The sequence below is a fragment of the Actinokineospora xionganensis genome (genome assembly GCF_014323725.1).
Classification (GTDB): Bacteria; Actinomycetota; Actinomycetes; order Mycobacteriales; family Pseudonocardiaceae; genus Actinokineospora; species Actinokineospora xionganensis.
This window is the reverse complement of record NZ_JABVED010000006.1, coordinates 206426-220154: the sequence shown is the minus strand read 5'-3', so window position 1 is coordinate 220154 and position 13729 is coordinate 206426. Positions and strand designations below refer to the sequence as shown.

Below are 13729 nucleotides of genomic sequence, written 5' to 3'. Positions count from 1 at the left end.
TTCGGCGTAGCGCCCGCCGGCGCGTGCTCGGGAAAGAAGAGCATCGACGGTTCGGCCACGTACACCGACCGCCGCCATTTCCCCCTTTTGGCCGTATAGCCCCAGTTCACCCTAGGGCTGAATGTGGCAACCCAGTGGCGGTCCGTCATGACTCCGACGCGGAGTGTCGTCCCTTCGAATTCTCGAACAAGACTGTGTAAAGCAATCCCTGATCGGCGGCATGCGTCCATTCGCGAATTACCGACCGGTAGTACCTTGAAATCTCACCCGAATGGCCGTAGGGGGTTCAGGGAATAGGGGTTGTCGGGCGCGAGGGGGCGGCGGTTGTATCCGCCTAGTGTCCACGGTGCTGCGTCCACTTGGCGGCAGCGTGGGCGCGGGTGGACCATTCGACCCATGGCTTACGACGAAGGACTCGCCACCCGCGTCCGGGACCTGGTCGCGGAACTGCCCGGCATGGTGGAGAAGAAGATGTTCGGCGGTCTGGCGTTTTTGTTCCAGGGCAACATGTCGGTCGGCGTCCTCGGGGAGGCCCTGATCGTCCGGCTCGACCCGGAGGACGCCCAGGCGGCGCTCGCCGAACCGGGTGTGCGGGTCTTCGACTTCACCGGCAGGCCGATGAAGGGCTGGGTGCTCGTCGGCCCTGAAGCCCACGCCGAGGACGACGACCTGCGGCGTTGGGTCGACACCGGGGTCGACTACGCCTGCTCGCTGCCGCCGAAATGACTCAGATCGCGACGGCGGCACCCCGGGGCAGTTGGACCAGCCGCGTGCCGTAGGCGTCGGCCAGTCGGGCCACGTCGTCGAGGAAGCCCGGCCAGTCCAGGCGCGCCACCGGCCGCGGCGGCTCGCTCAGCGGGCGGAAGAAGTTGTCGTGGTGGCAAGGGATGATCACCTTGGGGCACAGCCGTTCGCCCAACCGGCGGAAGTATCCCTCGGTGCCCTGCCGGGCCGCCAGGCACGCGATCAGCACGTCGACCGGTGCTTGGCGGGCGAGTGGGGAGTCCTCGATCCCGGCGCTGGTCTGCAGGTGCAGCGACAGGCCGCCGACCTCGACCCGGTAGGCGAACACCTGCCCGCGCGGCCACCGGAACACTGTCTTCGGCATCCCTTCGCCGCGTAGCTCGATGACGTCGATCCGGCTCGCGATCGGCACCGTCCCGTGTCGGGAGGCGATGGCCTCCACGGTGAACGGGCCGATGGTGACTCGTTCGCCGTCCTCGACCGGGTGGAGCTGGTCGTCGGGGACGCCCTGCCTGCGGCAGATCTCCGTGGTCGTCGGGCTTGCGTGCACCACGCACCCGGGGTTGGCCTTGGCCAGCGGCGCGACGTCCATGGCGTGGTCGAAGTGGGTGTGTCCGACGAAGATCCCGGACACCTTGCCGAAGGTCCGCTCGACCAGCGCGTGATCGGGGCGGGCCGGGCGGAACAGAGTGTCGCGCAGGCCGGGGTTGCTGGCGTACGGGTCGAAGCAGATCCGCTCACCGCCGACTTCGAGCACGAAACCGGCGCAGCCCGTCCAGGTGATCGATCCGCCCAGCTTGTCCTTGAGCCAACCCGGCTCGGGCGCGCTGGTGGGAAACACCGGCGCGGGGCCGGACACCATCAGCGGCAGCACGCACGTCAGGCACATGCGCCGACCCTACCCACGGTCGCTAGGCGCGCCAGATGGTGATCGCGAGCCGGTAGTACTGGCTGGATTCGTCCGGGTCGGGCGCTTTCCTGACTTCGACCATGGCGACCCGCTGGTCGGTCAGGACGCAGAACTTGGTGCCCACGGTGACGTCGTTGAACTTGGTGGTGAGTGCGTAGCGGGTGTCCGTGGTGCAGGTGCGGTGATCGCCTGCCTGGTCGTCGTCCAACAGCACTACTTGGGCGTTGTTGAAGGAGATCCCCTTGTCATAGACGTGGGCTATGTCGGGGAATCCCTCCCAGCGGACCATCGTGGTGGGTTCAGCCAGGTAGACGCCATTGCCGAGGGCCAGGTCCACAGCGTCGACCTGGGTGAGGATCTCCGGCTCGCCGCCGCCGGGCTTGCTCCCGGTGGCTGTCGACGAGGTGCCTGGAGTGGACTGGTCGGCGCTCTTCTCCGCTGTGTTCTCCGGTGTCTTCGCGTCGAAGGCGCCCGCGATCGCGGCGGCGCCGATGCCCGATCCGATCGCGAGCACCGCGAACCCGACCGCGGCGGCGACTCGGAAGCGAGAACGTTTGGGCGCTCGCGGAACCGGGGGGACCGGCGTCACCGCGATCCGGCTCACCGCGGCCGCGACCGCGGGCGGCAACCACCCTTCGCCCATGTGCAGCTGGGTCCCGGTGGAGGCCTGCCTGCACATCTCGATCACCTGGACCGGCGACGGGCGCTGCCGGGGATCCTTGGCCAGGCACCGGGTCACCAGCTCCCGCAGCTGTGTCGGGCAGGCGGCCAGGTCGGGTTCCTCCTCGAGGATTCGGTACGGCACAGCCGGGTCGAGTCCGCCGCCGAACGGCAGTTCCCCGGTCGCCGCGTACACGGCGAGCGAGCCCAGCGCGAAGATGTCGAGCGCGGGCGTGACCGGTTGGCCACGAACCTGTTCCGGTGCCATGAAAGCGGGGGTGCCGACCCGGATGCCTGCCTGGGTGACCGACGTCGTGTCGACCGCCCTGGCGATGCCGAAATCGATCACACGGGGACCGTCGGCGGCAAGGATCACGTTGGAGGGCTTCAAATCCCGATGCACGATGTTCGCGGAGTGGATGGACTGCAACGCCTCGGCCACTCCGGCCACCAGGATGAGCACACTCTCCACCGGCAGCGGGCCGTACGCGCCGACCGCCTGCTGCAGTGAGGGACCCGCGACGTACGCGGTAGCGAGCCAAGGCTGCTCGGCGCGCGGATTGGCATCGATCACCGGAGCGGTGTAGAGCCCCTGAACCCGTTGCGCTGTGCTGACTTCCTGTTCGAAGCGGCGCCGGAAAGACGGGTCGGCAGCGAACTCGGCCCGGATGACCTTGAGCGCGATCGGTCGCCCGCCAGGGGTGTTGGACAGGTAGACCCGGCCCATCCCGCCCTCGCCGAGTGCGGCCCGCAGCCGATAACCACCGACCTCACGCGGCTCGTCGGCCCCCAAGGGCCGGTGCGCGGCGATCTCAGCCCAGCGGGGCTGTGTCGGCACCGCATCGGTTGGTCCGTCAGGGGTCACGCAAGCCTCCCGTGGTCGACTCAGGGTAGCGTGATCAATACGGTGAGGAGGGGCGATGCGCGAACTTGTGTACTTGTCGGACCGCAAGCTGGAGCAGTTCCTGCCAGCACTGCGGTCGCTCTGGCCGCGGCCGAAGGTGAACCTCAAGACCCCGGTCCTGGAGATCGGCGTCGAGCCCACGCCGGACGCGGAGCGGAGCAGGCTCAAGCAGTTGGCCAGGGTCATCGCCCACATCGAGCGCACCGCCCGCTGGTACGACGACCCGGCGGCGGTGGCGGGCCACTGGGTCCATTTCGAGGCCCCACTGAACTACCTGGTCCTCGACGGCGGCCCCGTCCCGGGCATGACCCTGTTCGTCGACCGCGCGACCCAACCGGGCTCGACCCGCCTGATCCTGCACTGCTCCAGCAACCACCTGCGGATCGAGGGCAGAGCCCAAGCGGTGGCCCCGCCCGCCGGACACACCGTGGAGACGGCGGATTCCGGGGGAAGCGGCGCGGGCGCGATCACCAACAACATCGACTTGCTGATCGGCCTCCTGAGCGCACAGCCGTCCGCCTCCGACGGCCACGTGGTGGCGCCGAACCACTACGCGGGCCGACACCTACCGGGCGCCACCATCGACCTGCTGCGCACCATCGACGGCCGGACACATCCGGAGACAGCGGCCTGGATGGCAGGCTATGCCCGCGTCACGGCGAACTTCGTCGTCGGAACCACCCGCTACGTGATCGCCAGTCCCCTCTACATCGAGTACGCACCCCCGCCGCGCCCCTGAAATCAGTTGCCGCGACGGAACAAAGACGTGGACGCGCCAGTCTCGGTGTGGTCCTCGAGGGTGCACATCAGCGGCGCCCAGGTCGGCGCCGAACTCGGGAACGGGCTCGACCCGCAACTCGAACCGCGCGACCGCGAACTCCAGCGCCATCCGGTCGTCTGCGGGGATTCCGAGGGTTAGTTGACGCTTACGTTAGCGACATCTAACATAAGCCCCGTGGACGCTCAGCTCAAGGCGCTTGCCGAACCTCGCAGGCGCAAGATCCTCGAACTGGTCCGCGACCAGGAACTTCCCGCGGGCGAGATCGCCCGGCGGTTCGCCGTCACCCGGCCCGCCATCTCCCAACACCTCACTGTCCTGCGCGAAGCCGGCCTGCTGATCGAGCGCCGAGAGGGCACAAAGCGCCTGTATCGGGCAGACCCGGCAGGCCTGCTCGGGCTCAAGCGCTTCGTCGACCGCTTCTGGATGACCGGCCTTGAACGACTCAAGCTGGAAGCCGAGACTGAGGCCGCCCGCGGCGAGCGGAAGGACCAAGCGTGACGATCGTTTCCGACCGGGTCGAACACGAGATCCACATCAAGGCCCCACCCGAGACCGTGTTCGCCTACTTCACCGACCCCGAACGCCATCCGCGCTGGATGGGCGTCGAAGCGACCCTGGACCCCCGCCCCGGCGGCGTGTACCGCTGCGTGGTGCACGACAAGGCGACGGTGCTCGGCGAATACGTGCTGGTCGAACCGCCCCACAAGGTCGTGTTCACCTGGGGCTTCGAGGGTAACAAGGACGTCCCACCGGGCAGCAGCACCGTCACGGTCACCCTGACCCCTGACGACACCGGCACCCACCTGCGACTCGTCCACACCGGTCTGCCCCACCCGTCGCTGGCCTCCCACGACCGGGGCTGGACCACCTACCTCCACAACCTCAGCGACGCCGAATAGGAGCCCGGAATGGCATACGACGAATCCCTCGCCACGAGAGTCAGGGCGCTGGTCGGCGAGATGCCGGGAGTGACCGAGAAGAAGATGTTCGGCACCCTCGTCTTCCTCTTCCAAGGCAACATGTCGTGCGGCGTCTACGGCGACGGCCTGATCGTGCGGCTGTCGCCGGACGCTTCCGCGGCGGCCTTGGCCGAGCCTGGCGTGCGGGTGCCGGAGATGGGCAGCCGCCCGATGAAGAACTGGATCATGGTCGACCCCGACCACCTCGCCGACGACGACACCCTGGACGACTGGATCCAGCGGGGTGTCTTGCACGCCCGAGGTCTGCCCGCGAAGTGATCGTGTCTCGCTGAAGCTCCACAACGACTCAGCGGCAGCGCTGAGACCGTGTTGTCCGCAGGCGCCAGCTTTGGGGCGCGCACGTCCGAGAAAGGAGGTTGCCGAACCCGACGCGCGCAAAGATCACGCTGCCTGGCAGGTGCGCTGCCCACGTGCGCCGCCCAGCCGCGCTGTGTCCAGCCGTTCGGCGTCGAACGGCCGGACACCGGGAAAGACCGTCGGTACATACCGTCACAATGGGTGCCATGACAGCGCAAGGCGCAGACACGAGTCAGCCGTTCGCGCACCTGAGCGCACCCAACGCCGAGACCTACCGCGCCGTGCTGCGGACCTTCGCCCGTGCCCGTGACCGGTTCATCGTTCACCTGCGTCCTGAGGACGTCGCCGCCGAACTCGGCAACGGGGACCCTGACCAGGTCGGATCGGCGCTGGACCAGCTCGTCGGGTGGGGAAACCTGCGTTCGGACCCGGACACCGGCCGGGTCACCACGGTCGCCGATTTCCACCGCGCTCGCTACCTCTACCAACTGACCCCGCGCGGGCAGGCGGCCGAGAACGCCATCGCCGTCTACGAGGAAGCGATCGGCAAGCGTGGTGCGCTGCAATCCGTTGCCTTGGCCGACATCGCCGTCCAGTTGCGGGCGTTCGCCGAGTTGGCGGCCACGGATCCCGCCGCCCTGGACCCGGCCAAGGTGCACTTCCTCCTGCTCGGTCTCGCCGAGCGGTTCAGCGGCCTGGCAGACAACGCTCAGGCGTTCATGGCCTCCTTGCGGCGGGTGATTGACTTCGCCGACGGCGACGTGGAGGCGTTCGTCGCCTACAAGCAGCGCCTGATCGACTACATCAACCGGTTCATCGCCGACCTGGCCAACCGTGGCGCGGAGATCGCCACCCTCCTCGGGCAGATCGATGGCGGCGATGTCGACCGCCTGCTCGGCGTCGCCGCGCAGCGGGAAGCGGTCGACGCGGCACCCGACCACGAACTGGCGACGGAGGATTACACCCGCGCCTTGGACGGCTGGCGCAACCGGTGGCGAGGCCTGCGCGACTGGTTCGTCTCGGCAGGCTCGGACCACCCGTCGCAGGCCCGGCTGCTGCGAGGCGCGGCGGTCAGCGCGATCACCCAGCTCATCGACACCGTGGCGGCGCTCAACGAGAGGCGGTCGGGCCGCTCCGACCGCTCCGCCGACTTCCGGACGTTGGCGCGCTGGTTCGCCGAGGTGCCGGACGACGACTCGGCGCACCGACTGTGGCGGGCGGCGTTCGGCCTCAACTCCACCCGACACATGACGGTCACCCCTGCCACCCTCGCCGACTGGCAGGAGACCGAGCCGACACCGAGCACGCCGTGGGCGGACGCGCCCGCCGTGCACATCAGTCCGCAACTGCGTCGCACCGGCAACTATGAGCGACGTGGCAGGCCGTCCCAGGTCGCAGACCGTGGTGAGCAGCGTCGGGCGCTTGAGGCATTGGCCGCGCGGGAGGCCGAGGAGACCGCTGAGGCGCGACGGAGGCTGACCACGCACGGCCCGGTCCGCCTGTCCGAGCTCGATGTGCTCGACGCCCGTTCGTTCCGGCTGTTCCTCGGCCTGCTCGGCGACGCCCTTTCCGCCCGGCTGCCCGGTGACACCGAGGTCAAGACCACGACCAGTGACGGCACGATGGAGATCCGCCTGTCGTTGGTTCCCGACGGCGGGGTGGTCGACATCGAGACGGAGGACGGTGTGCTGCGCGGCCCGGAACACCTCATCGACATCGTCGACCTGACTCGGTCGAGAGCACTCGCATGACGGCGGCTTTCACCGACGAGCAGGCGGTGCAGCGCCGCAAAGCCATGCGTGCACTGCTGATCCGGCCCCTGCTGGTCTCGGGGAAGGACGACGACACGATCCGCCTGGTTCGCAGGCACGCGACCGAGTTGCGGCACTGGCTCTCGCAGGAGACCGGTTGGCGTCTCCAAGTCGACAGCGACTCGGTGCGCCTGTTCAAGACCGCCCCCGCCGACGCCGACGGAACGCACCCAGCCCGCGACGGCGCCACCAAGCCCGCGTTCGGTCGCCGCCGGTACGTGCTGCTGTGCCTGGCTCTGTCGGTGCTGGAACGCGCGGATGCCCAGATCACGCTCGGTCGACTGGCCGAGGGTGTGCTCACGGCTGCCGCCGAGCCGGACCTGGTCGACACCGGGATCACGTTCACCCTCAGCCGCCGTGACGAGCGCTCAGACCTGGTCGCCGTGGTGCGGCTGCTGCTGAACTGGGGTGTGCTCGACCGGGTCGCGGGCGAGGAGGACGCCTACCTCTCGGCCAATGGCGACGTGCTCTACGACGTCCGCCGCCGGGTGCTGGCCGCGATGCTCACCGGGCAGCGCGGGCCGTCGACTGTCACGGCGACGAGCGTGGACCAGCGGATCGCGGACCTGATCCACGAACTGGTGCCTGACACCGACGAACTCCGAAACCGGGCAATGCGCCATCGGCTGACCCGCAAGCTGCTCGATGACCCTGTCGTGTACTACGAGGATCTCGCCACCGAAGAGCGCGTCTATCTCGTGAGCCAGCGACACGCGATCACCCGCCGCATCACCGAGGCCACCGGACTGGTCGCCGAGATGCGCGCCGAAGGCATCGCCATGGTCGACGGAGACGACGAGCTGACCGACGTGCGGATGCCCGAGCAGCGGACCGATGGCCACGTCACGCTCTTGGTCGCCGAACATCTCGCGAACAGGGACACCCCGGTCCCGCTCGACGAATTGCGCGCATACGTGCGGAAACTCGCAGCCAAGCACATGAGCTTCTGGCGCAAGGGCGTCACTGAACCCGGTGCCGAGGACGAGCTGCTCGACATCGCCCTGGGCAAACTGCGCGCGCTGCGGCTGGTGAAGGACCTCCCAGGTGTGGTGGTCCCGCTTCCCGCGATCAGCCGGTACGCCGTCGACGAGCCCACGATTCGTTCCGCCAAGGGAGACAAGAAATGAATCCGACTCCCCAGATAGCGCGGTGGCAGCCCCTGCGCACCGGGCTGGTCGATCTGTTCTATTACGACATCGAGGAGTTCCACTTCCACGATGGCCGACTTCTGTTGCGCGGCAACAACGGCACCGGCAAGTCGAAGGTTCTCGCGCTCACCTTGCCGTTCCTGCTCGACGGTGAACTGTCGCCGCACCGGGTCGAACCGGACGGCGACCGCAACAAGCGCATGGAGTGGAACCTCCTGCTCGGCGGCAAACACCCGAACAACGAGCGGCTCGGCTACACATGGCTCGAGTTCGGCAGGCTCCTGCCCGACGGCACGCCCGAATACCGCACGATCGGCTGCGGACTGAAAGCGGTCGCGGGCCGCGGGATCGCGCGGCACTGGTACTTCGTGACATCCCAACGCATCGGCGAACAACTATCGCTGCTCAGCCCAACGCGAGTGGCGTTGACCAGGGAACGGCTCAAGGACGCCGTCGACGGGCACGGAACGGTCTACGACACCGCCACGGACTACCGGCGCGCGGTGGACGAAGCGCTGTTCAGCCTCGGCGCGCACCGGTATGAGGCGCTGGTCAACCTGCTGATTCAACTGCGCCAACCGCAGCTGTCGAAGCGACCCGACGAGAAACTGCTCTCCCGAGCACTGACCGAGGCCCTGCCGCCGCTGGACCCGTCGCTGGTGACGACGGTCGCCGACGCCTTCCGTGGCCTCGACGAGGAACGCGAAGCGCTGCGCGGGCTCGGCGAGGCCAAGACGGCCGCTGAGGCGTTCCTGACGCACTACCGCCGCTACGCCAGGATCGCCGCCCGCCGCCGCAGTCTCCCGCCCCGCCAAGCGCAGAGCCGCTACGAGGCGCTGAACACCGAGCTCACCAGGGCCGACGCCGACTTCCATACCGCTGAGGTGGCGCTGCGCGCCGTTGAGGAAGCGCTTGCCGGTCTCACGGCGGAACGCGGACGTCTCGCCGCCCGACAGGAAGCACTCAACGACAGTCCGGAAATGGCCGACGCCAAGCGGCTCGACACGGCCCGCCTTGAGGCCGAAAACCTCGAACGCACCGCCGGGAGACGTGAGGACGACCGGGTCGACGCGGCGAACACCGTGCGGGTCAGGAAAGGCAAGGTCGAACGCGAGCGGCAGGCTGCCGAGACCGATCAGCGCACTCTGGACACCGCACGCGCCACCGCCGAGCAGCGCGCGGAGCGCGCGATGGTGGCAATCGCCCACGCCGACGTCATGGCCGAGTTCGCCCGCGACGAGCCGCCATACGCCGACGCGGGGCGGGCGGGGGACGCCGTCGTGGACAAGCAGATTCGCGCCGTGGCGGAACTGGACCGGCTGCTGTCCCTGGTGTTCGCGGCAGATGCTGAGTTGCGCCGTGCGCGGGAAGCGGTCGACCGGATCACCGGCGAGCAACAGCGGGCCGTGGAACTGATCGGCGAAGCGGAAGTCCGTCTCGCCGATGCCGGTAGGCGACTGGTCGAGTCATGTACGGCTTACCTTGCCGGGGTGACCGGGTTCACTCTGTCCGATGTGGACGCGGTGCTCGGGGAACTGGAAGCGTGGACGGACAGTCTCGACGGCGCCAACCCCGTCACCGCCGCTGTCGATCACGCCGTCTCCCAGGCGACCGCGGAGCTGGGCAGGCGCCAGGCCGAGACGACCGCTCGGGCGAAGTCGGTCGACGCCGAGATCAAGGCGGTCACCGACGAGATCGACCGGCTTGAGTCCGGCGGCCACGACGCACCACCCTCGCCCCACACCCGTGCGGTGAACAGCAGGCAAGGACGACCGGGCGCTCCACTATGGAGGGTCGTGGACTTCGCCCCGGGCGTGGGCGGCGCCGACCGGGCGGGCATCGAGGCGGCGCTGGAGGCCGCGGGGATTCTCGACGCCTGGGTGACTCCCGACGGCAGACTGTTGGACGACGACGACACGACCGTCGTCGCCCAGGGCGCGGTCGCCAGCACGGCCTTGGCATCGGTGATGATCCCGGCGATCGACCAGGCCGACGACCGCGCGGCCACTCTCACCGACGCGGGAATCACCGCCGTGCTGCGCGCCATCGGACTCGGGCCGCACGGATCGACCTGGGTGGACGTTGACGGCCGCTACGCCATCGGCGTGCTTTCCGGCTCGTGGCACAAGGATTCGGCCGTCTACATCGGCGAGGGCGCCCGCGAGGCGTCCCGCCGCGCCCGGCTCGCCCACCTGCGGACCGAACTGGATCGACTACTCCTCGTGCGGGCCGAACTGGCCGAGTCGGCGGCCGAGTTGGTCCGGATGATGGACGTGCTCATCGCCGAGCACAAGGCGCTTCCCGGCGATGAGGGTCTGCGGGAGGCCCACACTCGGCTCGCGGGCGCACACCAGGTCAAGCGGGGCATCGACGAGAACCTGGCGTCGGCGCTCGTGGTCGTTTCCGAGAAGGCCGAGCGGGCACAAGCGGAGCGGGAGCGCGCGGAGGAGTTCGCCGGTGACGTCGGACTCCCCGCCGACCGGGACGCGCTGCACGCTGTTCGCGTGGCGGTGGGTGACTACCGGGTCGGGCTCGCCGAGCTGTGGCCCGCCGCGCGGGCAGCCCACCGGGCCGCGTCGGCCGTCGTCGAGGCGGAGACTGAGCTCGCACTGGCCGTTGAGAGGCAGCTCGCCGCCGCCGAGGAGGCCACCGAAGCGCGGGAACGGGCGGTCGCGGCCGCCGAACACCTGGCCGTCCTGCGAGAGTCGGCGGGTGCGGGAGTCGAGCGCCTGTTCGCCGAGCTCGCCGCCGTGAAACGAGCTTTGGTCGGGTGTGAGACGGAGGCGGCAGCCCTGCGGGCGAAAGAGAAGCAGGCAGCCGATGACCGAGGCAAGGCCGACGGGCGGCGTGAAACGTTGCGCGAGAACATCGGTGCCGTGGTCGATGACCGCGACCGCGCGGTCGCCGAGTTGCGTGAGTTTGCCGCGACCGGCCTGCTCGCCACCGCGTTGCCCGACCTTGATGTACCCGACCCGCGGACCGAGTGGGCGCCGACGCCCGCCGTGGTGCTGGCGCGGGCGATCAACACCGCGCTGGAGGGCGTCGACGACGCGGACCGGCCGTGGGAACTCATCCAGCAGCGGGTGTCCACCGAGCACAAGCTCCTCACCGACGCGCTCTCGCGCCACGGCCACTCGGTCGGCCTGACTGTCCACAGTGGCGTCATGCTCGTCGATGTGCGGTTCCAGGGCCGCGACCAGGACATCCCGACCCTGGTCGACGCACTTACCGCCGAGACAGATCAACGCACGAACCTGTTGTCCGCCAAGGAACGGGAGATCCTGGAGAACCACCTCGTCAACGAGGTCGCGGGCACCCTCCAGGAACTCATCACCGGCGCCGAGGACCAAGTTCGCGCCATCAACGCCGACCTGGAGGCCCGCCCCACATCCACCGGCATGCGGCTGCGCTTGCAGTGGCGCACAGCCAAAGGCGCACCCGAGGGTCTCGACCGCGTGCGCGATCGGCTGCTACGCCAGACCGCCGACGCCTGGGGCCAGGAAGACCGAGCACTCGTCGGCGCGTTCCTGCAGGAGCAGATCAACCGCGAACACACCACGGATGACGGCGGCGGCTGGGTCGACCAGCTCACGAGGGCACTGGATTACCGGTCGTGGCACGAGTTCGCGATCCAGCGATACCAAGATGGCCAGTGGCGTCCCGCCGCGGGCCCAGCCTCCGGTGGCGAACGGGTGCTGGCGGCGTCGGTTCCCCTGTTCGCCGCCGCGTCGTCGTTCTACAGCTCCGCGGGCAACCCACACGCACCCCGCCTGATAGCCCTGGACGAGGCTTTCGCCGGCGTCGACGACGACTCACGCGCCAAGTGCCTGGGCCTGCTCGCGTCCTTCGACCTGGACGTGGTGATGACAAGTGAACGTGAATGGGGCTGCTACCCGCAGGTCCCAGGCCTGGCCATCGCCCAACTCGCCCGCCGCGACGGCATCGACGCGGTCCTGGTCACCCCGTGGCGCTGGGACGGCCGCGACCGGGTGGAAGTCAAACGCCCGGTGCCGTACGTGCCGAGCCCGGACACCGGTTCGGTGAGCGGAACCCTCTTCGAATGACCGACATCGACCGCCTGCGCAGGCTCATGGGCAAGCCAGGACTCGCCTGGCTGCTCACCCGCCTGCGCAAGCGCCTGGAATCCGGCAGGCCTCTGACCGGGGTCGTGACGCTGCCGAAGGCGACCCCGGACGAGCGCAGGGCGGTGGAACTGCTCCTGGGTCGCCGAGCGGGCGGGGGAACCTCGGTCTCGGTCTCCCTGGATGACCTGGATGTGATGCTCCGCACGAACGGCGCCGCACGAAGCCTCGCGGACGCCGTGCGAGCGGTGGTAGGTGACATCCCGGACCGCGCGGGCCAGGAGGCAGCCGACCGAACGGCCTGGGCCGCCGCTTTCGTACCCGCTGACGACCTGGTCGAACGCCGCGCTCTGCTACGCCCGTGGCGAGACTGGTTGGCATCGACCGGCATCGTCCGCAGACTCAAACCTGTCCCGGAGGACGCGACTACCCTCGTCGCCCACGCCGTGCGCGTGATCGCTGACCTCCCGTCGCCCGGCATCGCACTGGGCGTCCTCGCCGCCCGCCACACCAACGACGCCCACGCCCTCGACGACGGCACCCCACTGGCCACCCTCGTCCTCGCCGCCGCTCGTGTGCTCGACGGCAAACCACCCACTGGCACCGGCCAGGCAGCCGACCGCCGCGCCGCCTGGGCCGCCGTCGGCGTCCACCGCGACGAACTGTCCTCGACCGTGCTCTGTCTCGGCCTACCCGGCGGCACCGACTCCCACGTGGCACGTGTGCTCGGCCTGGCGCGCGAGGCGGGGGAACCGTGCGTCCTCACCCTGCGCCAACTCGGGCGTGACCCGATCCTCGGCGTCGGCGCCCGGCGGGTCTGGATCTGCGAGAACCCCATTGTCGTCGCCACCGCCGCCGACGAACTCGGCGCCGACTGCCCGCCCCTGGTCTGCCTCAACGGCCAACCGTCAACCGCGGTGATCAGACTCCTGGAACTGCTGGCCGCAGGCGGCGCCGACTTCACCTACCACGGCGACTTCGACTGGGGCGGCGTCCGCATCGCCAACCGCCTGGCCCAGCACATCCCTTGGCTCCCTTGGCGCTTCGACACCCCGGCCTACAACGACGCGCTCGGACGATCGGTGGGCAAGGCTTTGTCGGGTCGTCAGGCGGTCGCCGTGTGGGACGAGGAGCTTTCCCCGCGCATGGCCGAAGCGGGGTGGCAAGTCCAGGAAGAACTCCTACTGCCGGATCTGATCAACGACTTGGCTGAGGTCCGTTCGGCCTGCGGGCCTCGTCAAGGCGGTGCCGGAGACACCGTCGGCGGATAGCGGTCGCCACGCGTCCGCAGGCCGACGGTTGTCACCGAAAGCGACGACGCCATTCGGGTGACTCCGCGCGCATGGCATAACGCGCAGCGCCACACCGGCGACATTTTGTGTGATCGGGGCCACATTTACTGAGGCGTGAGG

General features: G+C 69.2%; 12 protein-coding genes. 10 read left to right on the top strand and 2 right to left on the bottom strand.

Features of this window, described 5'->3' with window-relative positions; genetic code table 11:
• Positions 1–396: 396 nt before the first annotated feature.
• On the top strand, positions 397–726 hold the full coding sequence (locus GPZ80_RS13035) for a TfoX/Sxy family protein (protein WP_187220593.1): 330 nt from the start codon (positions 397–399) through the stop codon (positions 724–726).
• Position 727: 1 nt separating this feature from the next.
• Here GPZ80_RS13035 and GPZ80_RS13030 read toward each other — a convergent pair whose 3' ends face one another.
• A complete protein-coding gene (locus GPZ80_RS13030) occupies positions 728–1633 on the bottom strand; it encodes an MBL fold metallo-hydrolase (protein ID WP_187220592.1) in 906 nt (301 codons plus the stop codon).
• A gap of 22 nt (positions 1634–1655) precedes the next feature.
• Positions 1656–3152 carry a serine/threonine-protein kinase gene (locus GPZ80_RS13025; RefSeq protein ID WP_222719229.1) on the bottom strand — a complete coding sequence of 499 codons (1497 nt, stop codon included), beginning with the start codon at positions 3150–3152 and terminating at the stop codon, positions 1656–1658.
• Between the two features lie 82 nt (positions 3153–3234).
• On the opposite strand from GPZ80_RS13025, the gene GPZ80_RS13020 reads away from it, so the two are divergent.
• From GPZ80_RS13020 to GPZ80_RS12980, 9 genes are all read left to right on the top strand, one after another.
• Entirely contained in the window at positions 3235–3957 is a 723-nt protein-coding gene (locus GPZ80_RS13020; protein WP_222719228.1) for an SAVMC3_10250 family protein, read from the top strand.
• A gap of 27 nt (positions 3958–3984) precedes the next feature.
• The gene (locus GPZ80_RS13015) at positions 3985–4137 is read left to right on the top strand and encodes a hypothetical protein (RefSeq protein ID WP_187220589.1); all 153 of its coding nucleotides are present in this window, start codon (positions 3985–3987) and stop codon (positions 4135–4137) included.
• Between the two features lie 36 nt (positions 4138–4173).
• Positions 4174–4497: a metalloregulator ArsR/SmtB family transcription factor gene (locus GPZ80_RS13010; RefSeq protein ID WP_187220588.1), complete on the top strand. Its 324-nt coding sequence runs from the start codon at positions 4174–4176 to the stop codon at positions 4495–4497.
• Positions 4494–4898, top strand: coding sequence for an SRPBCC family protein (locus GPZ80_RS13005; RefSeq protein WP_187220587.1), 405 nt, complete (start codon positions 4494–4496; stop codon positions 4896–4898). The genes GPZ80_RS13010 and GPZ80_RS13005 overlap by 4 nt, the downstream gene beginning before the upstream one ends.
• A gap of 9 nt (positions 4899–4907) precedes the next feature.
• Positions 4908–5237, top strand: a complete 330-nt coding sequence (locus GPZ80_RS13000; RefSeq protein ID WP_187220586.1) for a TfoX/Sxy family protein — start codon at positions 4908–4910, stop codon at positions 5235–5237.
• Between the two features lie 245 nt (positions 5238–5482).
• Positions 5483–7027, top strand: a complete 1545-nt coding sequence (locus GPZ80_RS12995; RefSeq protein WP_187220585.1) for a TIGR02677 family protein — start codon at positions 5483–5485, stop codon at positions 7025–7027.
• Positions 7024–8214 carry a TIGR02678 family protein gene (locus GPZ80_RS12990; protein ID WP_187220584.1) on the top strand — a complete coding sequence of 397 codons (1191 nt, stop codon included), beginning with the start codon at positions 7024–7026 and terminating at the stop codon, positions 8212–8214. The genes GPZ80_RS12995 and GPZ80_RS12990 overlap by 4 nt, the downstream gene beginning before the upstream one ends.
• Positions 8211–12299, top strand: a complete 4089-nt coding sequence (locus tag GPZ80_RS12985; protein ID WP_187220583.1) for a TIGR02680 family protein — start codon at positions 8211–8213, stop codon at positions 12297–12299. Before GPZ80_RS12990 ends, GPZ80_RS12985 begins: the two co-directional genes overlap by 4 nt.
• Entirely contained in the window at positions 12296–13588 is a 1293-nt protein-coding gene (locus GPZ80_RS12980) for a TIGR02679 family protein (RefSeq protein WP_187220582.1), read from the top strand. Before GPZ80_RS12985 ends, GPZ80_RS12980 begins: the two co-directional genes overlap by 4 nt.
• Positions 13589–13729 lie beyond the last annotated feature (141 nt).

Bases quoted from the DNA above. Each gene is read 5' to 3' on its own strand.
- GPZ80_RS13035 (WP_187220593.1), top strand. From the start codon at position 397: ATGGCTTACGACGAAGGACTCGCCACCCGCGTCCGGGACCTGGTCGCG.
- GPZ80_RS13030 (WP_187220592.1), bottom strand. From the start codon at position 1,633: ATGTGCCTGACGTGCGTGCTGCCGCTGATGGTGTCCGGCCCCGCGCCG.
- GPZ80_RS13020 (WP_222719228.1), top strand. From the start codon at position 3,235: ATGCGCGAACTTGTGTACTTGTCGGACCGCAAGCTGGAGCAGTTCCTG.
- GPZ80_RS13000 (WP_187220586.1), top strand. From the start codon at position 4,908: ATGGCATACGACGAATCCCTCGCCACGAGAGTCAGGGCGCTGGTCGGC.
- GPZ80_RS12995 (WP_187220585.1), top strand. From the start codon at position 5,483: ATGACAGCGCAAGGCGCAGACACGAGTCAGCCGTTCGCGCACCTGAGC.
- GPZ80_RS12990 (WP_187220584.1), top strand. From the start codon at position 7,024: ATGACGGCGGCTTTCACCGACGAGCAGGCGGTGCAGCGCCGCAAAGCC.
- GPZ80_RS12985 (WP_187220583.1), top strand. From the start codon at position 8,211: ATGAATCCGACTCCCCAGATAGCGCGGTGGCAGCCCCTGCGCACCGGG.
- GPZ80_RS12980 (WP_187220582.1), top strand. From the start codon at position 12,296: ATGACCGACATCGACCGCCTGCGCAGGCTCATGGGCAAGCCAGGACTC.